This is a genomic window from Marinomonas phaeophyticola (assembly GCF_026966905.1).
GTDB classification, from domain to species: Bacteria; Pseudomonadota; Gammaproteobacteria; order Pseudomonadales; family Marinomonadaceae; genus Marinomonas; species Marinomonas phaeophyticola.
Window position 1 is genome coordinate 34,085 of record NZ_JAPUBN010000018.1, and the last position, 23,913, is coordinate 57,997.

The window sequence follows — 23,913 nt, forward strand, 5'->3', positions numbered from 1 at the left end:
CTTCCCCATCAAAGAGTTAATAAGTATTAACCTTGACGTTGTTTATGTCTTGGTTCAATACAAATCACTCGAACTGAACCGTTACGACGAACGATTTTACAGTTACGACAGATTTTTTTAACAGATGCACGTACTTTCATGTTCAACTCCAAACCTATGCTTAACGCATCAGGCCATTTGGACCATAACCAGTCAGATTAGATTTCTTCATTAATGACTCGTACTGATGGCTCATTAAATGACTTTGCACTTGCGTCATGAAATCCATAACCACTACAACTACGATTAACATAGATGTTCCACCGAAGTAGAAAGGTACATTCCATGCAACTACAAAGAACTGAGGCATCAAAGACACCAAGGTGATATATAAAGCACCAAAAAGCGTCAAACGGGTCATTACACCGTCAATGTATCGAGCGGTATGATCGCCTGGACGAATTCCCGGTAAAAAAGCGCCGGATTTCTTTAAGTTATCTGCCACATCCTTAGGATTAAACACAAGTGCCGTATAAAAGAAGCAAAAGAAAACAATCGCTATCGAGAATAACAACACATAGAGCGGTTGCCCAGGGGCAAGAGCCAAAGATACATCCTGCAGCCATTCCATACCTTCACCTTGGCCGAACCATTGGCCAATCGATGCAGGAAATAACAAAATACTTGAAGCAAATATTGGAGGTATAACACCAGCCATATTCACTTTAAGCGGTAGATGACTCTTTTGTGCAGCAAACACTTTCTTACCTTGCTGACGCTTAGCATAATTAACTGTAATGCGACGCTGCCCTCTTTCAATAAAGACAACAAACGCTACAGTGGCTACAGCCATTATGCCAATCAACAACAACGCTAGAATATTTATATCGCCTTGACGAGCCGACTCAAAAGATCTGCCAAGCGCAGAAGGCAGGCCTGCAACAATACCAGCAAAAATAAGTATAGAAATACCATTGCCAATACCTTTTTCAGTAACCTGTTCTCCCAGCCACATCAAGAACACCGTACCAGAAACAAGAGTTATGACAGCAACTGCATAAAACTCTATACCACTAGTAAACGAGATACCTTGACTAGCCAGACCAACTGCCATACTAGCAGACTGAACTAACGCAAGAAGGACTGTGCCATAACGAGTATACTGAGTGATTTTACGTCTCCCAGCTTCACCTTCCTTCTTGAGTTGTTCTAGCTGCGGACTAACTACCGTTAATAACTGCATAATAATAGAGGCAGAAATATAAGGGAGTATGCCCAGCGCAAAAATACTCATGCGCTCAAGTGCCCCACCAGAGAATACATTAAATAGACTCAGGATTGTGCCTTCATTTTGATCAAACAAAGCAGACAAGCGATCAGGATTTATACCTGGAACCGGAATGTGTGCACCTATTCTATATACAATAATTGCTAAAAACACAAAACGAATACGAGACCAAAGTTCCCCTAAGCCTTTTTGTGCATTTGCAGGTAGTGAGCCACGCTTTGCCATTTATTCCTCGACTTTTCCGCCAGCCGCTTCAATAGCAGCACGAGCACCTTTAGTCACTTTAAGACCTCGAACGGTAATTGCTTTGTCGATAGAACCAGACAAGATTACACGTGCAGTCTTAATTTGATGACCAAAAACATTTGCGCTAATCAAAGCAGCTAAATCAATAACTTCAGCATTTACAGACGCCAATTCGTTTAAACGAACTTCAGCAACATATTTTGCTTGACGAGATGTAAAACCGAATTTAGGTAGACGTTTCTGTAAAGGCATTTGACCACCTTCGAAACCTGGTTTAACAGAGCTACCTGAACGAGATTTAAGACCTTTATGGCCACGTCCACCTGTCTTACCTAAACCACTACCAATACCACGGCCACGGCGTTTAGGAGCAGACTTGCTGCCCTCAGCAGGTTTAATAGTATTTAAGAACATTTTATTCCCCTACCACTTTAACCATGTAATAAACTTTATTAACCATACCACGAACAGAAGGTGTATCTTCTAATTCACGGCGCTGGCCGACTTTACGTAAACCTAAGCCCTGAACAGTCGCACGGTGCTTAGGAAGACGACCGATCGGACTGCGGGTTAGTTCAACTGTGATGGTTTTATTTGCCATAACACATTACCCCAAAATTTGATCGACTGACTTTCCGCGTTTAGCTGCAATTTGCTCAGGAGCTTGCATATCTTGCAAACCTTTAATAGTTGCACGAACAACATTAACTGGGTTTGTAGAGCCGTAACACTTAGCCAAAACGTTGTGAATACCTGCAATTTCAAGAACTGCACGCATTGCACCACCTGCAATGATACCTGTACCTTGTGACGCTGGCTGCATATAAACTTTAGATGCACCATGAGCCGCTTTTACTGGGTACTGAAGAGTATCACCATTAAGTTGAACAGAGATCATGTTACGACGAGCTTGTTCCATAGCTTTTTGAATAGCTTGTGGAACTTCACGCGCTTTACCACGACCGAAGCCAACTTTACCATTACCATCACCAACCACTGTTAAAGCTGTGAAAGAGAAGATACGACCACCCTTAACAACTTTTGCAACACGGTTGACTTGAACTAGCTTCTCTTGGAGGTCGCTAGTTTGTTGATCATTAACTGCCATTTGCTGCCCCTTAGAACTCTAGACCGGCTTCACGAGCTGCGTCAGCCAAAGCTTGAACACGACCGTGGTATTTAAAACCAGAACGATCAAACGCGACCGCTGTGATACCTGCTTCTTTCGCGCGAGTAGCGATTAAAGTGCCAACTTTTTGTGCAGCATCTTTGTTACCAGTCGCTTCTGAACGCAGGTCCCCATCTAAAGTAGAGGCGCTTACTAGCACTTGACTACCACATGGAGAAATAACTTGTGCATACATGTGACGTGGTGTGCGATGTACAGTAAGACGATGCGCACCTAACTCACGAATATGCAAACGTGCGCGACGTGCGCGACGAATTCGAGATTGTTTTTTAGTGTTCATGAATACTTACCTACTTCTTCTTAGCTTCTTTACGACGAACAACTTCGTCAGCATAGCGAACACCTTTACCCTTATAAGGCTCAGGAGGACGAAAACCACGAACTTCAGCAGCAACTTGACCAATCACTTGCTTGTCAATGCCACGAAGAACAACTTCTGTTTGAGAAGCACACTCAGCAGTAACGCCAGCAGGTAATTCATATTCAACAGGGTGTGAGAAACCAAGGCTTAAGTTTAAAACATTGCCTTTTACTGCCGCACGATAACCAACACCTTGCAACAATAATCTCTTCTCAAAACCTTGGCTTACGCCGATAACCATGTTATTCACCAAAGAACGCATTGTACCAGCCAAAGCGCGACTTTGTTTTGCTCCATCACGAGGAGCAAAAGTGATTACATTATCTTGTTGAGCAACTTCAACATTCTGGTGGGCATTTAACTCTAATGAACCTTTGCCGCCTTTAACGACTAAGTGTTGACCATTTAGAGTTACATCTACACCAGTAGGAAGCGTCACGGGACTTTTAGCAACACGAGACATACTAACTCCTAGAATACAGTGCAGATTACTTCGCCACCAATACCAGCGGCACGGGCCGCACGGTCTGTCATCACACCTTTAGAAGTTGAGATGATAGCAACACCTAGACCAGCTTCAACCTTTGGAAGGTTTGTAGCTGTCTTGTATTGACGCAAACTTGGACGAGAAGCGCGTTTAATTACTTCAATTACCGGCTTACCTTCGAAATACTTAAGATCGATTGTAAGAGTCGGTTTTGCTTCTTCAGTTACAGAGAAGTCAGTTACATAACCTTCTTCGCGTAGAACAGAAGCAACTGAAACCTTCATTTTAGATGAAGGCATGCTAACAGAGGTTTTTGAAGCCATCTGCGCATTACGAATACGTGTAAACATATCCGCAAGTGTATCTTGCATACTCATTTAAGAGCTCCTAAATTAAAACCATTGTGCAGCAAATAGAGCTCGCGCATAGTACACAGCAGCGAACGAAATGTCCAGAAGAACTGAACATCTCTTCACTGCAATGTAGTATGATCGCGCTCTACTTGCTTACCAACTAGCTTTCTTCAAGCCAGGTACATCACCACGCATAGCTGCTTCACGCAATTTGATTCTTGACAAACCAAATTTACGATAAACACCATGTGGGCGACCCGTTATTTGACAACGGTTACGCTGGCGAGAAGAAGATGAATCACGTGGAAGAGCTTGCAATTTAAGCGTTGCTTCCCACTTTTCATCATCAGATGCATTCACATCGCTAATAATTGCTTTTAGAGCCGCACGCTTTTCAGCATACTTAGCTACTAATTTTGTGCGTTTTGCTTCGCGCTGAATCATTGATATTTTAGCCATGATTCCTTACCTCTTATTTCTTGAAAGGGAAACTAAAGGCGGCTAGCAAAGCACGACCTTCTTCGTCGGTACGAGCTGTAGTCGTAATGGTAATATCCATACCACGTACACGATCTACTTTATCGTAATCGATTTCAGGGAAGATGATCTGCTCTTTAACACCCATGCTGTAGTTACCACGTCCGTCAAATGACTTCGGGTTTAAACCACGGAAGTCACGGATACGAGGGATAGCAACATCAACCAAACGGTCAAAGAAATCCCACATACGCTCACCACGTAGAGTAACTTTACAACCGATCGGATAACCGTCACGGATCTTAAAGCCTGCTACTGATTTACGCGCTTTAGTTACGACTACTTTCTGGCCGCTAAGTGCTTGTAGATCATTAACCGCATTTTCAAGAAGTTTCTTGTCAGCGATTGCTTCACCCACACCCATATTCAATGTAATTTTAGTGATTTTCGGCACTTGCATTACATTTTCGTAACCAAACTGTTCAGACAGTTGAGTTACTACTTGATCTTTATAAACTTGCTTAAGTCTCGCCATGGCTATAATTCTCGCTCTTAGGCGTCGATCGCTTCACTGTTTGATTTAAAGATACGTACTTTAGTACCATCTTCAGTCACTTTAAAGCCGACGCGATCCGCTTTTCCTGTAGCTGCATTAAATATAGCTACATTCGAAACCTGGATAGGTGCTTCTTTCTCAACGATACCGCCAGTCGTACCCTTCATAGGGTTTGGCTTTTCGTGTTTCTTCATCAAATTGATACCAGAAACAAGAACACGGTTTTCGTCAACAACTTTAACAACTTTGCCGCGCTTGCCTTTATCTTTACCAGCAATTACAACAACTTCGTCATTACTTTTGATCTTACGCATATTTAGCCCCCTCCCTCTTACAACACTTCAGGTGCAAGAGAAATAATTTTCATGAACTGCTCAGAGCGCAACTCACGGGTAACTGGGCCAAAGATACGAGTACCAATTGGTTGACCAGACGCATTTAATAGAACCGCAGAGTTTACATCAAAACGGATCACGGAGCCATCTGGACGACGAACACCTTTTTTAGTTCTAACAACAACTGCGTTTAGAACTTGCCCTTTCTTAACACGACCACGAGGAATCGCTTCTTTCACTGTGACTTTAATAATGTCACCGATACCAGCGTAACGACGATGTGAGCCACCCAGTACTTTTATACACTGAACACGCTTTGCACCGCTGTTATCTGCAATATCAAGCATCGATTCTGTTTGAATCATAACTGCTCTCCAATCAAATTAGATAACAAGTCTCACGAAGGAGCAGCTTAAATAGCTGCTGCTTTGTTAACAACTTGCACTAGCTTCCAAGTCTTGGACTTAGAATAAGGACGCGCTTCCACGACCTTTACAGTGTCGCCAATTTGGCATTCGTTGTTTTCATCGTGAGCGTGTAATTTAGTAGAACGACGAATAAACTTACCATAAAGAGCATGTTTTTCCGTGTGTTCAACCAGTACTGTAATGGTTTTATCCATCTTATCGCTTACTACTTTACCAGTAGCAATACGAGGTTTTGTTTCTGCACTTGCCATCTTAGTTACCTGCCTTATCGTTTAGCACGGTCTTAACTCGTGCGATATTGCGGCGAACCTGAGGAAGCAAATGAGTTTGCGTTAGCTGGCCAGTTGCCTTCTGCATACGCAGAGTGAACTGCTCTTTAAGCAATTCAATCAAAGTTTGCTGCAACTCAGTTACAGTCTTTGTTTGTAGTTCTTTTGCTTTCATCTACATCACCGTACGCGTTACGAAAGTTGTGGACAAAGGAAGCTTAGCAGCTGCTAGCGCGAATGCTTCGCGTGCAAGTTGCTCAGAAACACCCTCAACCTCATAAAGCATCTTACCAGGTTGAATTTGTGCAACCCAATATTCTACGTTACCCTTACCTTTACCCTGACGAACCTCAAGAGGTTTTTGGGTAATCGGCTTATCAGGGAATACACGAATCCAGATTTTACCACCACGCTTGATGTGACGAGTCATTGCACGACGCGCCGCCTCAATTTGACGAGCAGTAATTCGACCACGCTGGGTCGACTTCAATCCGTATTCACCAAAGCTAACTTGAGAGCCGCGAATAGCTAGACCACGATTACGGCCTTTCATCATCTTACGGAACTTAGTACGTTTCGGTTGTAACATGACTCACCCCCTACTTAGACTTCTTCTTTTGTGCGCCTTTATTAGCTCGCACTTGTTCAATACCGCCCAAGATTTCGCCTTTGAAGATCCACGTTTTTACGCCAATAATGCCGTAAGTAGTGTTTGCTTCATAAGTAGCGTAGTCAATGTCAGCACGCAGAGTGTGTAGCGGCACACGGCCTTCGCGGTACCATTCAGCACGTGCTATCTCAGCACCACCTAAACGCCCACTAACCTGAACCTTAATACCTTTCGCTCCACCACGCATTGCATTTTGCACAGCACGCTTCATGGCACGACGGAACATTACACGACGCTCCAATTGACCCGCGATATTTTGCGCAACCAATTTAGCATCTAATTCAGGCTTACGAATTTCTTCAATGTTGATGTGGACTGGCACGCCCATCATTGTAGAAATAGCATTACGCAATTTCTCAACATCTTCGCCTTTCTTACCAATCACAATACCCGGACGAGCCGTATGAATAGTAATACGAGCAGTTTGAGCAGGACGCTGGATCTCAATACGAGAAACAGAAGCCTGTACTAATTTTTTCTCCAAGAACTTACGCACTTGAAGATCGTTTAATAGCAGCTTGGAGTAGTTTTGATTATTAGCATACCAAGTTGAAGTATGATCTTTAACTATTCCTAAGCGTATTCCAGTTGGATGAACCTTCTGACCCATTGGGTTTCTCCTAATTAGTCAGCGACTTTGACTGTAATATGGCAACTGCGTTTGAATACACGATCTGCACGTCCTTTCGCACGTGGCTTAATACGTTTCAGAGTCATAGCCTCATCAACGAAGATCGTAGAAACACGCAAGTCATCTATATCAGCACCATCGTTATGCTCAGCATTTGCAACAGCAGACTCTAGTACTTTTTTGACAATAGCTGCCGCCTTTTTAGGACTGAACGCCAAGATGTTCAGTGCTTCGCTCACAGACTTACCACGGATTTGATCAGCAACCAAACGGGCTTTCTGTGCTGAGAGGCGAGCACCTTTTAATGAAGCGCTTACTTCACTCATAATAATCCCCTATTTAGCGTTTGGCTTTCTTATCCGCAGCATGGCCGCGATACGTGCGGGTTGGAGCGAACTCACCCAATTTATGACCGACCATGTCTTCAGTTACAATAACTGGTACATGTTGGCGACCATTATGGACCGCGATAGTCAACCCTACAAATTCAGGGAAGACAGTAGAACGGCGTGACCAAGTCTTTATTGGTCGACGATCGTTTTTCTCTACCGCAGCCTCTACCTTTTTCAACAAATGAAGGTCGATGAAAGGACCTTTTTTTAGTGAACGTGGCACAGTCGTTTCCTCTTGTTACTTAGTACGACGACGTACAATAAGTTTGTCAGTACGCTTGTTACTGCGTGTTTTGTAGCCTTTAGTAGGCACACCCCAAGGTGTAACAGGGTGACGACCACCTTTACTACGACCTTCACCACCACCATGCGGGTGATCAACCGGGTTCATAGCCGCACCACGTACAGTAGGACGGATACCGCGCCAGCGGTTAGCACCTGCTTTACCAAGCACGCGCAAGCTATGCTCAGAATTAGATACTTCACCTAAAGTTGCGCGACATTCAGTCAAAACCTTACGCATTTCACCTGAACGTAGGCGAAGTGTAACGTAGCGACCTTCACGAGCAACAAGCTGAGCTGATGCACCGGCAGAACGCGCAACCTGCGCACCTTTACCTGGCTTCAACTCTACACAGTGTACAAGACTACCTACAGGAATATTTTGCAAAGGCAAGCTATTACCTGGTTTAATAGGTGAATCTGCACCATTAAAAACTACAGTACCTGCTACCATGCCTTTAGAGGCAATGATGTAACGACGTTCACCATCAGCATACAATACTAATGCAATGTTTGCAGAACGGTTTGGATCATATTCCAAACGCTCAACTACCGCTTGAATCCCATCTTTATTACGACGAAAATCAACCATACGGTAATGCTGCTTATGACCACCACCTACGTGACGCGTAGTGATGCGTCCGTTGTTGTTACGACCACCTGACTTACTCTTCTTATCAAGAAGAGGTGCATAAGGTGCGCCTTTGTGCAACTCATCGTTTACAACTTTAACAACGTGACGACGGCCTGCAGACGTTGGCTTACATTTTACAACAGCCATTGACCTATCTCCCCTTATTCAGCGTCTATGAAATCAATTTCTTGACCTTCAGCTAAACGAACGTACGCTTTTTTAACGTCGCTACGCTTACCTAGGCCACGAGCTGTACGCTTAGTTTTACCTTTTTGATTCAAGGTGCGTACATCTTCAACTTTAACTTCAAATAGTGCTTCGATTGCCTGTTTAATTTCAGGTTTCGTTGCATCACTTACAACACGAAAAACGTATTGACCATTACCTTCTGCAACAATTGTTGCTTTCTCAGAAATGTGTGGTCCCAACAAAACTTTATAAATGCGTTCGCCGATCATGCCAGTGACTCCTCAATTTGCTTAAGAGCACCAACTGTCACCAACACTTTGTCGTAAGCAATCAAGCTAACAGGGTCAATAGACGCCGCATCGCGTACATCTACGTTAGGAATATTGCGAGCTGCCAAGAAAACATTATCCACAAAATCTTGTGTAATAACTAATGCATTCTCAATATTCAATTCTGCCATTTTTGCTTTGAAGAGTTTTGTTTTTGGAGCTTCCAAAGACAATTCTTCTACTACAACAAGACGGTCTTGACGTACAAGTTCAGACCAGATGGTGCGCATTGCTGCACGATACATCTTCTTGTTCACTTTATGTGAGTGATCTTGCGGTTTAGCAGCGAATGTTACGCCACCTGAACGCCAGATAGGACTACGAATAGTTCCTGCACGAGCACGACCAGAACCTTTTTGTTTCCAAGGTTTGCGTCCGCCGCCTGCCACTTCAGAGCGAGTTTTTTGAGCACGAGTACCTTGACGAGCACCAGCTAGGTAAGCTGTAACTACCTGATGTACTAGCGCTTCGTTATACTCACGTGCAAAGGTACTTTCAGAAACGTCAATCGTTCCTTCAGAGCCTGTAAGATTCAAGTTCATTGTCTACCCCTCTCTTAGCGAGATTTAACTGCTGTTTGAAGAATGACGTCACCATCAACAGCGCCAGGAACCGCACCCTTAACTAGAATCAAGTTGCGTTCTGAATCTACGCGAACAACTTCTAGAGATTGTGTAGTTACTTGTTCAGCGCCCATGTGACCTGCCATCTTTTTGCCTTTCCAAACACGACCAGGTGTTTGACATTGGCCAATAGAACCAGGAGCACGGTGAGACAATGAGTTACCATGAGTCGCATCTTGCATAGAGAAGTTGTGACGTTTAATGGCACCTTGAAAACCTTTACCTTTTGATTGACCAGTTACATCAACCATAGATACGGCTTCGAAATCAGCAACTGTTAGCTCATCACCAACACTAATTTCTTTTTCGTCACCTGTCAGGCGGAACTCCCACAAACCACGACCAGCTTCAACATTCGCTTTAGCAAAATGACCTGCTGCTGCTTTGTTTACACGGCTCGCACGGCGAGAACCAACAGTAACTTGAATAGCTTGATAGCCATCAACCTCTGCAGTTTTCACTTGTGTAACGCGATTCGGTTCTACCTCGATGACGGTTACTGGCACGGATTGACCATCTTCAGTGAAGACTCTTGTCATACCGGCTTTACGTCCGACTAATTGAATAGCCATTTTATACCTCATTTGCCAGTTGTGTAAGGGGCTATCACCCGCTACGGCTGATCATTCCAGATCATTCCACTATTGTGCATAAGTCGACTGATAACCAGCCGATTCTCGCACCCCAATCTTTAGAAATTAACCTAAAGAAATTTGAACTTCCACGCCTGCCGCAAGATCTAGCTTCATTAAAGCATCAACTGTTTTTTCAGTTGGCTCAACAATATCTAGAACACGTTTGTGTGTACGGATTTCATATTGGTCACGCGCATCTTTATTTACGTGTGGAGAAATCAATACTGTATAACGCTCTTTACGAGTAGGAAGCGGAATAGGACCACGCACTTGCGCACCAGTACGCTTCGCTGTGTCCACAATCTCTTGTGTCGAAGCATCAATCAGACGGTGATCAAATGCTTTCAGACGAATACGGATTTTTTGGCTTTGCATTTCCAACTCCAAATACAATGTTTTGATGACTTAATCGTAATTTAATTAAGGCACCATCCTTTTTTTAAGGACGGCGAATAATAGCGAGCCTAAAACTGGTTGTCAAGTAACCAATAAAAACTAATGCGTTTTTAATAGTGACAAAAAAAGCCGCTTGTTATTCAAGCGGCCTTTTTAAAAACCAATTCAACAATAAGTATAAAACTTATTATTTGATGACTTTAGCAACAACACCAGCACCAACTGTACGACCACCTTCACGAATCGCGAAACGTAGACCTTCGTCCATCGCGATTGGGTGAATTAGAGATACAACCATCTGTACGTTATCACCAGGCATTACCATTTCTACGCCTTCTGGAAGCTCACAAGCACCAGTTACGTCAGTTGTACGGAAGTAGAACTGTGGACGGTAACCTTTGAAGAATGGAGTATGACGACCACCTTCATCTTTAGACAATACATAAACTTCAGATTCGAAATCTGTGTGAGGAGTGATAGAACCAGGCTTAGCCAAAACTTGACCACGCTCAACATCATCACGCTTAGTACCACGTAGTAGTACACCAACGTTCTCACCAGCACGACCTTCATCGAGAAGCTTACGGAACATCTCAACACCAGTACAAGTAGTTTTAGTAGTGTCTTTAACACCAACAATCTCTACTTCTTCACCAACTTTGATAATACCTTGCTCTACACGACCAGTTACAACAGTACCACGACCCTGGATAGAGAAAACATCTTCAATTGGCATGATGAATGGCTTGTCAATAACACGAACAGGCTCAGGAATATAAGAATCCAGAGTTTCAACAAGAGTTTTAACAGCAGTAGTACCCATGCCATTTTCGTCTTGACCATTCAACGCCATCAAAGCAGAACCAGCAATAATTGGAGTGTCATCACCTGGGAAGTCATATTCAGACAACAGGTCACGCAATTCCATTTCAACCAACTCTAGCATTTCAGCGTATTCTTCAGAATCCGCACCACCACAGTCTTCAGCCAACAAATCAGCTTTGTTTAAGAAAACTACGATGTATGGAACACCTACTTGGCGAGACAACAAGATGTGCTCACGAGTTTGTGGCATAGGACCGTCAGTCGCACCACATACAAGGATAGCGCCATCCATTTGAGCAGCACCAGTGATCATGTTTTTAACATAATCGGCGTGTCCTGGGCAGTCTACGTGTGCATAATGACGATCTGTAGAATCATACTCTACGTGAGAAGTAGAGATTGTGATACCACGCTCACGCTCTTCAGGAGCGTTATCGATACCATCAAATGCAACAGCAGTTCCACCAAATACTTCTGCACATACGCGAGTAAGAGCAGCAGTTAGAGTAGTTTTACCGTGGTCGACGTGACCGATAGTACCAACGTTAACGTGTGGTTTATTACGTTCGAATTTAGCCTTTGCCATGATACATACACCTTAATGAATTAGTAAGTATGATGATTAATATTCATATTTGATAATCGCATCTGCCACACTAGCCGGTGCTTCAGCGTATTTTTCAAATTCCATTGCATAACTTGCACGCCCTTGCGACAAGCTACGCACATCAGTTGCATAGCCGAACATTTCGCCTAGAGGCACCTCAGCTCGGATTATTTTCCCTGATGGGGAATCTTCCATTCCCTGAACAATACCTCGACGACGATTCAAGTCACCCATCACATCACCCATGTATTCTTCAGGAGTAACAACTTCTACCTTCATAACTGGCTCTAAAATACAGGCATCAGCTTCCGCCGCACCCTTTTTTAAACCCTGAGAAGCTGCTATTTTAAAGGCCATCTCATTAGAGTCAACATCATGGAATGAACCATCAAACAACACCACTTTCAGCCCCAATAAAGGAAAACCTCCAATAACGCCGTTCTTCATTTGCTCTTCAATGCCTTTTTGTACTGCGGGGATATATTCCTTAGGAATAGCACCACCTACAATCTCGTTAATAAACTCCAATCCCTCACCATCAGTCGGAATAAGTTTCATAATAACGTGACCGTACTGACCTTTACCACCAGATTGACGAACAAATTTATGATTTACTTCAACTTCTTTACGAATTTTTTCACGATAAGAAACTTGAGGGTTACCAATGTTTGCCTCAACTTTAAATTCGCGCTTCATTCGCTCAACAAGAATATCTAAATGCAGCTCGCCCATTCCAGAAATAATAGTTTGACCAGTCTCTGCATGAGTCTCCACTCGGAAAGATGGGTCTTCTTGGGACAATTTACCCAAAGCAATCGCCATCTTATCCTGATCTGCTTGAGATCTAGGTTCAACAGCAACAGATATCACTGGCTCTGGAAACTCCATACGCTCCAAGACCACAACATGCCCCGGATGACACAAAGTATCTCCCGTAGTCACGTCTTTCATACCAATTGCCGCTGCGATATCACCAGCACGCACCTCTTTTATCTCTTCGCGATCATTTGCATGCATTTGCACCATTCGGCCCACACGCTCTCGCTTAGATTTAGTCGAGTTATATACTGCATCACCTGTCACCAAAACACCTGAGTACACACGAATAAAAGTTAATGTCCCAACAAATGGGTCAGTTGCAATTTTAAATGCCAGAGCAGAAAACGGAGCATCATCATCGGCTTCGCGATGAACAGGAGTTTCTCCATCCTCTAATAAACCATCAATAGGTTTCACCTCTAACGGTGAAGGCATATATTCAACAACCGCATCCAAAACAGCCTGAACACCTTTATTCTTAAATGCAGAACCGCATGTTACTAAGACCACCTCATTCGCAAGCGTTCGAGCCCTAAGCCCTGCCTTAATATCATCAACAGATAAATCCCCTTCTTCTAGGTACCTATCCATCAGTTCATCATTAGCTTCAGCTGCCGCCTCCACCATATTTTCATGCCACTCAGTCGCCTCATCAATCAAATCAGATGGAATATCTTCATAGACAAAGGTCATACCTTGATCTTCTTCATTCCATTTAATGGCTTTCATCAAAACCAAATCCACAACGCCTTGAAAATTATCTTCGGAGCCAATGTTAATTTGAATTGGTACAGGATTCGCACCTAAACGACTTTTCAGTTGATCAACAACCATAAAGAAATCAGCGCCAGTCCTGTCCATTTTATTGACAAAAACCATGCGCGGAACTTCATACTTATTAGCTTGACGCCAAACAGTTTCAGTTTGAGGCTGAACACCTGAAGAACCACACAAGACAACAACCGCACCATCAAGAACCCGCAAAGAACGTTCAACTTCAATAGTAAAGTCAACATGCCCAGGCGTATCAATGATATTAATGCGGTGTTGCTCAAACTGCTTACTCATACCACTCCAGAAGCAAGTTGTTGCCGCTGAAGTTATGGTAATACCACGTTCTTGCTCTTGCTCCATCCAATCCATTGTTGCTGCACCATCATGCACTTCACCAATTTTATGAGATAGACCTGTATAGAACAAAACACGCTCAGTAGTAGTCGTTTTACCAGCATCCACGTGCGCACAAATACCAATATTGCGATATAGATTGATAGGTGTTTTACGTGCCACGATATACTCTCCGATCGCTTAGAAACGGTAGTGTGAGAATGCTTTGTTTGCTTCAGCCATGCGATGAACGTCTTCACGTTTCTTAACCGCAGAGCCTTTATTTTCAGCCGCATCTACGATTTCGCCAGCCAAACGCAAAGCCATTGATTTTTCACCACGCTTACGTGATGCATCAACCAACCAACGCATAGCCAATGCTGAGCGACGCGCAGGGCGTACTTCAACAGGAACTTGGTATGTTGCTCCACCTACACGGCGAGATTTAACCTCAACCATAGGCTGGATCGCTTCTAAAGCTTTTTCAAAAATAGCCATTGGCTCTTCTGTTTTTGCGCGCTCAGAAACTTTTTCTAAAGCTGTGTAAACAATTGTCTCAGCAACTGATTTCTTGCCACTAACCATTACATGGTTAATGAATTTTGCAAGAACTTGACTTCCGTGCTTAGGATCAGGAAGTATCTCACGCTTAGCGACGACGCGTCTTCTAGGCATATTTATATCCTCTTCAGGTTAGCCCAAGACAAGAATATCTGGCTTGGCCTTACTCGATTTAATTTATTTCTAAACGTACTTTTCTAAGACAGTAATAAATACTTATTTCTTAGGACGTTTAGTACCGTACTTAGAACGACCTTGCTTACGATTTTGTACGCCTGAAGTATCTAAGCTACCACGAACTGTGTGATAACGAACACCTGGTAAATCTTTTACACGACCGCCACGAATCAGCACTACGCTGTGTTCTTGTAGGTTGTGACCTTCACCACCGATGTATGATGTTACTTCAAAGCCGTTAGTCAAGCGAACACGACATACTTTACGCAAAGCCGAGTTAGGCTTTTTAGGTGTAGTAGTATATACGCGTGTGCAGACACCGCGGCGTTGCGGACAAGCCTGTAACGCAGGTACGTCACTCTTTGCCACTTTACGTTTACGTGGTTTACGAACCAACTGGTTAATGGTTGCCATTAAACAAGCTCCACTGAATCCAATACACTTGGCGGAAATCGCCAACATTAAGGAGGCGCAAGTTTAATTTGCGCCTATAAAACAGTCAATAGGGAGGCGACTAAAAAATCGCCTCCTTGACCAATAAAGAACGAAAAGTTAGTCTTTTAGTGCTGCACTTAGCGCTTCTTCAACATCTGAAGCACTAACTGTCACACTACCACCATCTTTCGCTGCTGCCGCAAGCTCTTTTTTACGCTTGCGTTCACTGTGATAAGCCAAGCCCGTTCCTGCAGGAATAAGTCGACCAACCACAACGTTTTCTTTCAAACCTCTTAGGTAATCTTTCTTACCCGTGACAGCACCTTCCGTCAATACTCGTGTAGTTTCTTGGAAAGAAGCTGCAGAAATAAATGACTCAGTAGCCAAAGAGGCTTTCGTAATACCAAGCAATACTCGTTCATACTTAGCAGGGAATTGAGACTCAGCTTCAGCCCTCTCATTTGCCTCAAGCACTTGAGTAAGCTCCACTTGGTCACCCTGAATAAGCGTAGTATCTCCAGGCTCAACGATATCAACTTTACGCAACATCTGATTCACAATAACTTCAATATGCTTATCGTTAATCACAACGCCTTGTAAGCGGTATACCTCTTGAATCTCAAGAGCGATATAATCTGATAAAGCCTCAACACCCTGCAGACGCAATATGTCATGCGGGTTTAAAGGGCCATCAGCAATAATCTCACCACGTGACACTTCTTCACCATCAAAGATGTTGATTTGGCGCCATTTAGGGATCAAGGTTTCAATTGGATCTGATCCATCTTGTGGAATAATGATCAATCGAATCTTACCTTTAGTTTCTTTACCGAAACTCACAACACCCGATGCTTCTGCCATTATAGCAGGATCTTTCGGGCGACGGGCTTCAAATAAATCCGCTACTCGCGGCAAACCACCGGTAATATCTTTGTTACCAATCGATTCTTGTGGAATACGCGCAAGTACTTCACCAGATTTGATGGTTGCACCATGATCAAGACTTAATAGTGCTTTCTCAGGTAGCAAATATTGTACAGGAGATTCTGTTCCCGGAATCAGAACTGGATTACCTTCAACATCAACAACCGCAATCATTGGACGTAAATCCTTACCCGCAGCAGGTCGATCTTTCAGCTCCAATACTTCAATTGTTGTCAAACCAGTCATTTCATCAGATTGACGACGTATTGTAACGCCCTCCTGCATGCCGCTAAATTCTAGACGACCTTCCATCTCCGAAACAATTGGGTGTGTATGAGGGTCCCAGTTAGCAATTACTTGTCCTGCAACAACCTCATCACCTTCTTTAACAGTTAATACAGCACCGTAAGGCAGTTTATAACGCTCTTTTTCACGACCTGCGTCATCCGCAATAGCCAATTCAGAAGAACGAGACGCAACCACTAAGTGACCCGTTCCACGAGGGATGATCTTCATCTTATGGAAACGAACTGTACCGCCGTTTTTAACTTGAACACTATCAACTGCAGACGCTCGAGACGCCGCACCACCGATGTGGAAGGTACGCATTGTTAACTGTGTCCCTGGCTCACCGATAGACTGGGCTGCAACTACACCAATCGCTTCACCGATATTGACCAAATGTCCGCGCGCCAAGTCACGACCATAACACTTAGCACAAACTCCGTGCTTAGTATCACAAGTAATAACAGAACGAACCAACATTTCATCTACACCCGCCGCTTCAATTGTACGAACATTGTGTTCGTCAATTAGTGTGCCAGCCGGCAATATCAGATCGCCTTTAGAATCAAGTACATCGATAGATGTCGTACGCCCTAGAACACGCTGACCAAGAGGAACAACAACATCACCACCCTCAATCATAGCACTTACGGTTAAGCCATTTTGAGAACCACAGTCAACCTGAGTAACAACAAGATCCTGCGCCACATCAACCAAACGACGCGTCAAATAACCTGAGTTAGCCGTTTTCAACGCCGTATCGGCCAAACCTTTACGTGCACCATGAGTAGACGTAAAGTACTGAAGAACCGACAAGCCTTCACGGAAGTTAGCGGTAATTGGTGTCTCGATGATAGAACCATCTGGTTTCGCCATCAAACCACGCATACCACCCAACTGACGCATCTGAGCAACACTACCACGGGCGCCGGAATCAGCCATCATATATACTGAGTTGAACGATTGTTGCTCAACAGTTTCTCCAGCTTTATTTACAACATACTCTTTCGCCAAGTTTTTCATCATGGCTTCAGTAACTTTCTCATTGGTACGAGACCATAAATCAATTACTTTGTTGTATTTTTCACCCTGTGTTACCAAACCATCAGCATATTGATATTCGATTTCTTTAACTTCAGCCTCGGCCTGATCAATGATACCGGCCTTTTCTGGTGGAATAACGAAGTCGTCAACACCAACAGATGAGCCAGATTCAGTTGCATACTGGAATCCGGTATACATCAACTGATCCGCAAATACACAAGACTCTTTCAAACCAACCTTACGATAACATTCGTTAATTAGGTTAGAAATCGCCTTTTTCTTCATTGTTTGGTTAACAACGGAGAACGGTAGGCCATCAGGAACAATATCAAACAATAATGCACGACCAACTGTTGTGTCCGCAACAAATGTGGATGGTATTTTTTCACCTTCCAACGTGGTATCTACTTGACTGATACGAACTTTACATGTTGCATGAAGTTCTACTTGACCAGCGCCATATGCACGATGAACTTCTTTAATATCTGCAAACATCATGCCTTCACCGCGAGCATTAATGCGCTCACGAGTCATGTAGTACAAACCTAATACAACATCCTGAGAAGGAACAATGATCGGCTCACCATTCGCAGGAGACAAAATGTTATTAGTCGACATCATTAGCGCACGCGCTTCCAATTGAGCCTCAATTGTTAACGGTACGTGAACCGCCATTTGGTCTCCATCGAAATCGGCGTTATAAGCCGCACATACCAATGGGTGTAATTGAATCGCTTTACCTTCAATCAACATCGGCTCAAATGCTTGGATACCTAAACGGTGAAGTGTTGGTGCACGGTTTAACATAACCGGATGCTCACGAATCACTTCATCTAAAATATCCCAAACTTCTGGCGTTTCACGCTCAACCATTTTCTTCGCCGCCTTAATGGTTGTTGCCATTCCGCGAAGCTCTAATTTAGAGAAAATAAATGGTTTAAATAGCTCTAGAGCCATTTTTTTAGGCAAACCACATTGATGCAAACGTAAAGAAGGACCCACTGTAATTACAGAACGACCAGAATAATCAACACGTTTACCCAACAAGTTTTGACGGAAACGACCCTGCTTACCTTTGATCATATCGGCGAGAGATTTCAAAGGACGCTTATTCGAACCTGTAATTGCACGACCGCGACGACCATTATCAAGCAAAGCATCAACAGATTCTTGTAACATACGTTTTTCATTACGTACGATAATATCTGGAGCTGACAACTCAAGTAGACGCTTCAATCGGTTATTACGGTTAATTACACGACGATAAAGATCATTAAGATCAGACGTTGCGAATCGACCACCTTCAAGAGGAACCAACGGACGAAGGTCTGGCGGTAGTACTGGCAATACTTCTAGAACCATCCACTCAGGATTGTTACCAGACGCATTAAATGCCTCAATCAACTTAAGGCGTTTAGAAAGTTTTTTGATACGAGTTTCTGAATTAGTCGAATTCAGTTCTTCACGCATTTGCGTGATTTCTTCACCCATGTCAAGATCTCGCAATAGCATCTGAATTGCTTCAGCACCCATGCGAGCATCAAACTCATCACCAAATTCTTCTAACGCTTCAAAATATTGCTCATCGTTTAACAACTGACCTTTATCAAGGGTTGTCATACCAGGATCAATAACGATAAAAGATTCGAAGTACAAAACTCGTTCAATATCACGCAAAGTCATATCTAAGATAAGACCAATACGAGATGGTAACGATTTCAAAAACCAAATGTGAGCAACTGGTGAAGCAAGCTCAATATGTCCCATACGTTCACGACGCACTTTAGACAGAGCTACCTCTACACCACATTTTTCACAAATAACACCACGGTGTTTCAAGCGCTTGTATTTACCGCACAAGCACTCATAATCCTTAATAGGACCAAAGATTTTTGCACAGAACAAACCATCACGCTCTGGCTTGAAAGTACGATAGTTAATAGTCTCTGGCTTTTTAACTTCGCCAAAAGACCATGAACGTATCATGTCTGGAGACGCAAGACCGATACGAATCGCTTCGAACTCGTCTGACTGCCCCTGTGACTTTAGAAGACCTAATAAGTCTTTCATGGATATTCGCCCCGTCGTAATGCTGAGGAAGGTTCACCTTCCCCAGCAGGTCAAATGTGATTGCTCTTATTCGTTTTCAAGCTCGATGTCGATACCTAAAGAACGAATTTCCTTCACCAATACGTTGAAGGATTCTGGCATGCCTGGCTCCATTCTATGATCGCCATCTACGATGTTTTTATACATCTTAGTACGACCATTAACGTCATCAGACTTAACTGTTAGCATTTCTTGTAAAGTATAAGCCGCACCATAAGCTTCAAGCGCCCATACTTCCATCTCACCAAAACGCTGACCACCGAATTGAGCTTTACCGCCCAATGGCTGCTGCGTAACAAGACTATAAGAACCAGTAGAACGAGCATGCATTTTATCATCAACCAAATGGTTCAATTTCAAAATATACATGTAGCCTACGGTTACAGGTCGCTGGAAAGCTACGCCCGTACGTCCGTTAAACAAAGTGATTTGGCCACTTTCATTGATACCAGCAAGGCGAAGCATACGCTTAATTTCGATCTCTTTGGCGCCATCAAACGCACCAGAAGCCATCGGCACACCGCCTTTCAAGTTCTCAGCAAGATGAAGAATTTCCTCATCAGAAAAAGTGTCTAGCTCTTCAGAACGAGCACAACGAGGCACACTACCTTCATGTCCGTTATAAACTTCATCAAGGAAAGCACGCACTTCAGCTACTTTTTCAGCCTTCTCACGCTCTACAGCAAGCATTTCGTTTATTTTACGACCCAAGCCCTTAGAAGCTGCACCTAAGTGAGTTTCTAGCACCTGACCAACGTTCATTCGAGACGGAACACCTAATGGGTTAAGCACGATATCAACTGGATCACCGTTCTCATCGTATGGCATATCTTCAACTGGCATAATTTTTGAGATTACACCCTTATTACCATGACGACCGGCCATTTTATCACCCGGCTGAATTCGGCGCTTAATTGCTACGTAGACCTTAACAATCTTAAGAACACCTGGAGCTAAATCATCACCAGATTGAAGCTTACGTTTCTTATCTTCAAATTTCGCATCCAGTTCTTTACGACGCTCTACTAATGCGGCTTGAGCTTTTTCTAATTGCTCACTTGCACTTTCATCAGCAACACGGATCTTAAACCAATCAGGGTGATCCAACGCATCAAGATAGTCTTGAGCAATAACAGCATTTTTCGCCAAGCCCGGACCACCATCAGCCACCTGACCAATTAACGCTTCAGCCAAACGCTCAAATGTGGCTTGCTCAACAATACGGAATTCTTCATTTAAATCTTTACGGACTTGATCTAACTGAGATTTCTCAATTGATTTCGCACGTTCATCTTTATCAATTCCGTCACGAGTAAACACCTGCACATCAATAACTGTACCGCGAGTACCCGTTTTAACACGCTGAGAGGTATCTTTAACATCAGACGCCTTTTCACCAAAGATAGCTCGCAAAAGCTTCTCTTCAGGAGTCAACTGAGTCTCACCTTTCGGTGTTACTTTACCAACAAGAATATCACCTGGCTCAACTTCAGCACCGATATACACAATGCCCGATTGATCCAATTTAGACAAAGCACCTTCACCAACATTAGGAATATCGGCGGTAATTTCTTCAGGCCCAAGCTTAGTATCACGAGCGACACAAGTAAGCTCTTGAATATGGATCGATGTAAAGCGATCTTCTTCAACTACGCGCTCAGACACAAGAATCGAGTCTTCGAAGTTGAAACCATTCCAAGGCATGAAAGCAATACGCATGTTTTGGCCTAATGCCAACTCACCCATATCAACTGAAGGACCATCGGCCATAATATCGCCAGAGGCAACAGACTCACCCTTCATTACCAAGGTACGCTGGTTAATACAGGTATTTTGGTTTGATCGAACGTATTTTGTTAGATTGTAAATATCCACACCCGCTTCACCAGCGACCGTCTCTTCTGTATTTACACGTACAACAATACGACTTGCATCAACAGACTCAATAACACCACCACGACGAGCAACGATACAAACGCCAGAGTCTTTTGCTACATTACGCTCCATACCAGTACCAACTACAGGCTTATCTGCCTTCAACGTTGGAACCGCTTGGCGTTGCATGTTTGATCCCATCAAGGCCCTGTTCGCATCATCATGCTCAAGGAATGGAATCAATGACGCCGCAACAGAAACAACCTGACGTGGAGATACGTCCATCAAGTTTACTTTCTCTTTTGGTAGCAAAGTGGTTTCATGCATGTGACGCACCTGCACCAACTCATCAACCAAACGCCCTTCACCATCCACATTTGCAGATGCTTGGGCAATGACGTATTTCGCTTCATCAATAGCAGATACATAAACAGTATCATCTGTCATCTTGCCATCAACAATCTTACGGTATGGAGTCTCTAAGAAGCCATAACTGTTTGTACGAGCATACGTCGATAAAGAGTTAATCAAACCGATATTCGGTCCCTCAGGCGTTTCGATTGGGCAAACACGACCATAGTGAGTCGCATGCACATCTCGAACCTCAAAGCCCGCTCTTTCACGAGTCAAACCACCAGGCCCTAATGCTGAAACACGACGTTTGTGCGTAATCTCAGAAAGCGGGTTATTCTGGTCCATAAACTGTGATAACTGACTAGAACCAAAGAATTCTTTGATTGCAGCAGCAACAGGCTTCGCATTTAACAAATCCTGTGGCATTAAGCCATCAGCCTCTGCCATTGACAAACGCTCTTTTACAGCTCTTTCAACACGAACCAAACCAACACGGAATTGGTTTTCAGCCATTTCACCTACAGAACGTACGCGACGGTTACCTAAATGATCGATATCATCGACCATGCCATTACCGTTACGAATGTCTAGCAAGGTTCTTAACACTGCGATGATGTCGTCATTATCCAAGATACCCAAACCAGTATCTTCATCACGCCCTAAACGGCGGTTAAATTTCATACGACCAACACCCGAAAGATCATAGCGATCTTCAGTGAAGAACAACCCTTGGAACAAGCTCTCTGCCGACTCTTTTGTTGGCGGCTCTCCTGGGCGCATCATACGGTATATTTCAACCAATGCCTCAAGCTGATTGTTTGTTGGGTCAATACGTAATGTATCCGAAATAAATGGACCATTATCCAGATCGTTCGTAAACAATGTTGCAACTTCTGTAATTCCAGCAGAAACCAACACTTCCAACAACTCAACAGACAGCTCAGTATTTGCCTCTGCGATTAACTCACCCGTTGCAGGATGAACTAAGTTTTTCGCTGAAACCTTACCCAGCAAGTATTCCAAAGGAACCGTCAATCGCTCTAAGCCCGCTTTTTCTATCAAACGAATATGCTTAGCCGTAATACGACGACCTTCTTCTACAATTAACTCACCATTTGCATCAGCAATATTAAATAAAGCCGTTTCACCACGCAGGCGGTTTGCAATCAACTCCATCTCGAAGCCATCACGACTTACATAGAAAGATGTTGTTTCAAAAAATTGCTCTAGGATTTGCTCTGTACTGAACCCTAAAGCACGCAGTAAGATTGTTACTGGTAACTTACGACGACGGTCAATACGAACAAAAACACAATCCTTTGGATCAAACTCGAAGTCCAACCATGAACCACGATAAGGAATAACACGAGCAGAATGTAGCAATTTACCAGATGAGTGAGTCTTGCCACGGTCATGGTCGAAGAAAACACCTGGTGAACGGTGTAATTGAGAAACGATTACACGTTCAGTGCCGTTAATTACAAAGGTACCATTTTCTGTCATGAGTGGAATTTCACCCATGTAGACTTCTTGCTCGCGAATGTCTTTGATTGCCTTGTTAGAAGACTCTTTATCATAAATAATGAGTCGAACACGGACACGTAAAGGTGCTGCGTAAGTAACACCACGCAATTGACACTCTTTAACATCAAACACTGGTTTACCTAAACGATAATCGACATATTCAAGAGCCGCATTACCCGAAAAGCTAACCATTGGAAAGACAGATTTAAAGGCCCCATGCAGACCTAATTCCCCACGCTCAGCAAGATCTTTACCTTCTTGCAAAAAATTACGGTAGGATTCAAGCTGAATTGCCAGCAAGTATGGCACATCCAAAACGGGCGGCAGTTTACCGAAATCCTTACGGATACGTTTTCTCTCAGTGTATGAGTAAGCCATCAGCATTCCCCAGATTGTGCACATTGACGCAAAAGGCCCAAATCAGGCCTTACCAAATATGGAAGCATAATCTTCCATTTGAAAATTCTTTTGTATGTTTATTTAGGTTGTAGAAACCCAAAAAGGCCGGTGACAATCAT

Annotated in this window: 29 protein-coding genes; all 29 read right to left on the reverse strand. The window is 43.5% G+C overall.

Going from position 1 to position 23,913, the window contains the following annotated elements:
- Positions 1–26: 26 nt before the first annotated feature.
- The 29 genes from rpmJ to rpoB all read right to left on the reverse strand — a co-directional run bounded on the left by rpmJ (position 27) and on the right by rpoB (position 23,773).
- Positions 27–140, reverse strand: a complete 114-nt coding sequence (gene rpmJ / locus O1D97_RS12955; RefSeq protein WP_110577380.1) for a 50S ribosomal protein L36 — start codon at positions 138–140, stop codon at positions 27–29.
- 20 nt (positions 141–160) lie between these two features.
- The gene (gene secY, locus O1D97_RS12960) at positions 161–1,492 is read right to left on the reverse strand and encodes a preprotein translocase subunit SecY (protein ID WP_269126174.1); all 1,332 of its coding nucleotides are present in this window, start codon (positions 1,490–1,492) and stop codon (positions 161–163) included.
- Positions 1,493–1,927, reverse strand: a complete 435-nt coding sequence (rplO, locus tag O1D97_RS12965; protein ID WP_269126175.1) for a 50S ribosomal protein L15 — start codon at positions 1,925–1,927, stop codon at positions 1,493–1,495.
- Between the two features lies 1 nt (position 1,928).
- Entirely contained in the window at positions 1,929–2,114 is a 186-nt protein-coding gene (gene rpmD, locus O1D97_RS12970) for a 50S ribosomal protein L30 (protein ID WP_269126176.1), read from the reverse strand.
- A 6-nt stretch (positions 2,115–2,120) separates the two neighbouring features.
- Complete coding sequence (gene rpsE, locus O1D97_RS12975; protein ID WP_269126177.1) at positions 2,121–2,621, reverse strand: 30S ribosomal protein S5; 501 nt, start codon at positions 2,619–2,621, stop codon at positions 2,121–2,123.
- Between the two features lie 10 nt (positions 2,622–2,631).
- Positions 2,632–2,982 (reverse strand): 50S ribosomal protein L18, encoded by a 351-nt coding sequence (gene rplR, locus O1D97_RS12980; protein WP_269126178.1) that lies wholly within the window; start codon positions 2,980–2,982, stop codon positions 2,632–2,634.
- A gap of 10 nt (positions 2,983–2,992) precedes the next feature.
- Complete coding sequence (gene rplF, locus O1D97_RS12985; protein WP_269126179.1) at positions 2,993–3,526, reverse strand: 50S ribosomal protein L6; 534 nt, start codon at positions 3,524–3,526, stop codon at positions 2,993–2,995.
- An 8-nt stretch (positions 3,527–3,534) separates the two neighbouring features.
- The gene (rpsH, locus tag O1D97_RS12990) at positions 3,535–3,927 is read right to left on the reverse strand and encodes a 30S ribosomal protein S8 (protein WP_269126180.1); all 393 of its coding nucleotides are present in this window, start codon (positions 3,925–3,927) and stop codon (positions 3,535–3,537) included.
- 129 nt (positions 3,928–4,056) lie between these two features.
- Positions 4,057–4,362, reverse strand: a complete 306-nt coding sequence (rpsN, locus tag O1D97_RS12995; RefSeq protein WP_269126181.1) for a 30S ribosomal protein S14 — start codon at positions 4,360–4,362, stop codon at positions 4,057–4,059.
- A 13-nt stretch (positions 4,363–4,375) separates the two neighbouring features.
- Positions 4,376–4,915 (reverse strand): 50S ribosomal protein L5, encoded by a 540-nt coding sequence (gene rplE, locus O1D97_RS13000; RefSeq protein ID WP_269126182.1) that lies wholly within the window; start codon positions 4,913–4,915, stop codon positions 4,376–4,378.
- A 17-nt stretch (positions 4,916–4,932) separates the two neighbouring features.
- The gene (gene rplX, locus O1D97_RS13005; RefSeq protein WP_269126183.1) at positions 4,933–5,250 is read right to left on the reverse strand and encodes a 50S ribosomal protein L24; all 318 of its coding nucleotides are present in this window, start codon (positions 5,248–5,250) and stop codon (positions 4,933–4,935) included.
- 17 nt (positions 5,251–5,267) lie between these two features.
- A complete protein-coding gene (gene rplN, locus O1D97_RS13010; protein WP_009834615.1) occupies positions 5,268–5,636 on the reverse strand; it encodes a 50S ribosomal protein L14 in 369 nt (122 codons plus the stop codon).
- 47 nt (positions 5,637–5,683) lie between these two features.
- Positions 5,684–5,950 carry a 30S ribosomal protein S17 gene (gene rpsQ / locus O1D97_RS13015; protein ID WP_269126184.1) on the reverse strand — a complete coding sequence of 89 codons (267 nt, stop codon included), beginning with the start codon at positions 5,948–5,950 and terminating at the stop codon, positions 5,684–5,686.
- A 1-nt stretch (position 5,951) separates the two neighbouring features.
- Complete coding sequence (rpmC, locus tag O1D97_RS13020; RefSeq protein WP_191601899.1) at positions 5,952–6,143, reverse strand: 50S ribosomal protein L29; 192 nt, start codon at positions 6,141–6,143, stop codon at positions 5,952–5,954.
- Entirely contained in the window at positions 6,144–6,557 is a 414-nt protein-coding gene (rplP, locus tag O1D97_RS13025; protein ID WP_191601898.1) for a 50S ribosomal protein L16, read from the reverse strand.
- Between the two features lie 10 nt (positions 6,558–6,567).
- Positions 6,568–7,248 carry a 30S ribosomal protein S3 gene (gene rpsC, locus O1D97_RS13030; protein ID WP_269126185.1) on the reverse strand — a complete coding sequence of 227 codons (681 nt, stop codon included), beginning with the start codon at positions 7,246–7,248 and terminating at the stop codon, positions 6,568–6,570.
- A gap of 14 nt (positions 7,249–7,262) precedes the next feature.
- Positions 7,263–7,595: a 50S ribosomal protein L22 gene (rplV, locus tag O1D97_RS13035; protein WP_191601896.1), complete on the reverse strand. Its 333-nt coding sequence runs from the start codon at positions 7,593–7,595 to the stop codon at positions 7,263–7,265.
- Between the two features lie 13 nt (positions 7,596–7,608).
- Positions 7,609–7,884 (reverse strand): 30S ribosomal protein S19, encoded by a 276-nt coding sequence (gene rpsS / locus O1D97_RS13040; RefSeq protein ID WP_191601895.1) that lies wholly within the window; start codon positions 7,882–7,884, stop codon positions 7,609–7,611.
- 15 nt (positions 7,885–7,899) lie between these two features.
- Complete coding sequence (gene rplB, locus O1D97_RS13045) at positions 7,900–8,724, reverse strand: 50S ribosomal protein L2 (RefSeq protein WP_269126186.1); 825 nt, start codon at positions 8,722–8,724, stop codon at positions 7,900–7,902.
- Positions 8,725–8,738: 14 nt separating this feature from the next.
- Positions 8,739–9,035 (reverse strand): 50S ribosomal protein L23, encoded by a 297-nt coding sequence (rplW, locus tag O1D97_RS13050; RefSeq protein ID WP_191601893.1) that lies wholly within the window; start codon positions 9,033–9,035, stop codon positions 8,739–8,741.
- Complete coding sequence (rplD, locus tag O1D97_RS13055; RefSeq protein WP_269126187.1) at positions 9,032–9,637, reverse strand: 50S ribosomal protein L4; 606 nt, start codon at positions 9,635–9,637, stop codon at positions 9,032–9,034. Before rplD ends, rplW begins: the two co-directional genes overlap by 4 nt.
- 14 nt (positions 9,638–9,651) lie before the next feature.
- Positions 9,652–10,290 carry a 50S ribosomal protein L3 gene (rplC, locus tag O1D97_RS13060; protein WP_269126188.1) on the reverse strand — a complete coding sequence of 213 codons (639 nt, stop codon included), beginning with the start codon at positions 10,288–10,290 and terminating at the stop codon, positions 9,652–9,654.
- A 126-nt stretch (positions 10,291–10,416) separates the two neighbouring features.
- Positions 10,417–10,728: a 30S ribosomal protein S10 gene (gene rpsJ / locus O1D97_RS13065; RefSeq protein ID WP_012071937.1), complete on the reverse strand. Its 312-nt coding sequence runs from the start codon at positions 10,726–10,728 to the stop codon at positions 10,417–10,419.
- Between the two features lie 208 nt (positions 10,729–10,936).
- Positions 10,937–12,160, reverse strand: coding sequence for an elongation factor Tu (gene tuf, locus O1D97_RS13070; protein WP_269126201.1), 1,224 nt, complete (start codon positions 12,158–12,160; stop codon positions 10,937–10,939).
- Positions 12,161–12,196: 36 nt separating this feature from the next.
- Positions 12,197–14,290, reverse strand: coding sequence for an elongation factor G (fusA, locus tag O1D97_RS13075; RefSeq protein WP_269126203.1), 2,094 nt, complete (start codon positions 14,288–14,290; stop codon positions 12,197–12,199).
- 18 nt (positions 14,291–14,308) lie between these two features.
- Positions 14,309–14,782 carry a 30S ribosomal protein S7 gene (gene rpsG, locus O1D97_RS13080; protein WP_191601888.1) on the reverse strand — a complete coding sequence of 158 codons (474 nt, stop codon included), beginning with the start codon at positions 14,780–14,782 and terminating at the stop codon, positions 14,309–14,311.
- Between the two features lie 102 nt (positions 14,783–14,884).
- Positions 14,885–15,259, reverse strand: coding sequence for a 30S ribosomal protein S12 (gene rpsL / locus O1D97_RS13085; protein ID WP_191601887.1), 375 nt, complete (start codon positions 15,257–15,259; stop codon positions 14,885–14,887).
- A 138-nt stretch (positions 15,260–15,397) separates the two neighbouring features.
- Positions 15,398–19,603 (reverse strand): DNA-directed RNA polymerase subunit beta', encoded by a 4,206-nt coding sequence (rpoC, locus tag O1D97_RS13090; RefSeq protein WP_269126205.1) that lies wholly within the window; start codon positions 19,601–19,603, stop codon positions 15,398–15,400.
- Between the two features lie 66 nt (positions 19,604–19,669).
- Positions 19,670–23,773, reverse strand: coding sequence for a DNA-directed RNA polymerase subunit beta (gene rpoB / locus O1D97_RS13095; RefSeq protein WP_269126207.1), 4,104 nt, complete (start codon positions 23,771–23,773; stop codon positions 19,670–19,672).
- Positions 23,774–23,913: the final 140 nt, after the last annotated feature.

Coding starts and splice junctions, on each gene's coding strand:
- rplP (WP_191601898.1), bottom strand. CDS start 6,557: ATGTTACAACCGAAACGTACTAAGTTCCGTAAGATGATGAAAGGCCGT.
- rpsE (WP_269126177.1), bottom strand. CDS start 2,621: ATGGCAGTTAATGATCAACAAACTAGCGACCTCCAAGAGAAGCTAGTT.
- tuf (WP_269126201.1), bottom strand. CDS start 12,160: ATGGCAAAGGCTAAATTCGAACGTAATAAACCACACGTTAACGTTGGT.
- rplF (WP_269126179.1), bottom strand. CDS start 3,526: ATGTCTCGTGTTGCTAAAAGTCCCGTGACGCTTCCTACTGGTGTAGAT.
- rplB (WP_269126186.1), bottom strand. CDS start 8,724: ATGGCTGTTGTAAAATGTAAGCCAACGTCTGCAGGCCGTCGTCACGTT.
- rpsJ (WP_012071937.1), bottom strand. CDS start 10,728: ATGCAAAGCCAAAAAATCCGTATTCGTCTGAAAGCATTTGATCACCGT.
- rpsN (WP_269126181.1), bottom strand. CDS start 4,362: ATGGCTAAAATATCAATGATTCAGCGCGAAGCAAAACGCACAAAATTA.
- rplR (WP_269126178.1), bottom strand. CDS start 2,982: ATGAACACTAAAAAACAATCTCGAATTCGTCGCGCACGTCGCGCACGT.
- rpsL (WP_191601887.1), bottom strand. CDS start 15,259: ATGGCAACCATTAACCAGTTGGTTCGTAAACCACGTAAACGTAAAGTG.
- rplE (WP_269126182.1), bottom strand. CDS start 4,915: ATGGCGAGACTTAAGCAAGTTTATAAAGATCAAGTAGTAACTCAACTG.
- rplX (WP_269126183.1), bottom strand. CDS start 5,250: ATGCGTAAGATCAAAAGTAATGACGAAGTTGTTGTAATTGCTGGTAAA.
- secY (WP_269126174.1), bottom strand. CDS start 1,492: ATGGCAAAGCGTGGCTCACTACCTGCAAATGCACAAAAAGGCTTAGGG.
- rplV (WP_191601896.1), bottom strand. CDS start 7,595: ATGAGTGAAGTAAGCGCTTCATTAAAAGGTGCTCGCCTCTCAGCACAG.
- rpmC (WP_191601899.1), bottom strand. CDS start 6,143: ATGAAAGCAAAAGAACTACAAACAAAGACTGTAACTGAGTTGCAGCAA.
- rpmJ (WP_110577380.1), bottom strand. CDS start 140: ATGAAAGTACGTGCATCTGTTAAAAAAATCTGTCGTAACTGTAAAATC.
- rpoC (WP_269126205.1), bottom strand. CDS start 19,603: ATGAAAGACTTATTAGGTCTTCTAAAGTCACAGGGGCAGTCAGACGAG.
- rplD (WP_269126187.1), bottom strand. CDS start 9,637: ATGAACTTGAATCTTACAGGCTCTGAAGGAACGATTGACGTTTCTGAA.
- rplC (WP_269126188.1), bottom strand. CDS start 10,290: ATGGCTATTCAATTAGTCGGACGTAAAGCCGGTATGACAAGAGTCTTC.
- rplO (WP_269126175.1), bottom strand. CDS start 1,927: ATGTTCTTAAATACTATTAAACCTGCTGAGGGCAGCAAGTCTGCTCCT.
- rplW (WP_191601893.1), bottom strand. CDS start 9,035: ATGATCGGCGAACGCATTTATAAAGTTTTGTTGGGACCACACATTTCT.
- rplN (WP_009834615.1), bottom strand. CDS start 5,636: ATGATTCAAACAGAATCGATGCTTGATATTGCAGATAACAGCGGTGCA.
- rpsG (WP_191601888.1), bottom strand. CDS start 14,782: ATGCCTAGAAGACGCGTCGTCGCTAAGCGTGAGATACTTCCTGATCCT.
- rpsQ (WP_269126184.1), bottom strand. CDS start 5,950: ATGGCAAGTGCAGAAACAAAACCTCGTATTGCTACTGGTAAAGTAGTA.
- rpoB (WP_269126207.1), bottom strand. CDS start 23,773: ATGGCTTACTCATACACTGAGAGAAAACGTATCCGTAAGGATTTCGGT.
- rpmD (WP_269126176.1), bottom strand. CDS start 2,114: ATGGCAAATAAAACCATCACAGTTGAACTAACCCGCAGTCCGATCGGT.
- rpsH (WP_269126180.1), bottom strand. CDS start 3,927: ATGAGTATGCAAGATACACTTGCGGATATGTTTACACGTATTCGTAAT.
- rpsC (WP_269126185.1), bottom strand. CDS start 7,248: ATGGGTCAGAAGGTTCATCCAACTGGAATACGCTTAGGAATAGTTAAA.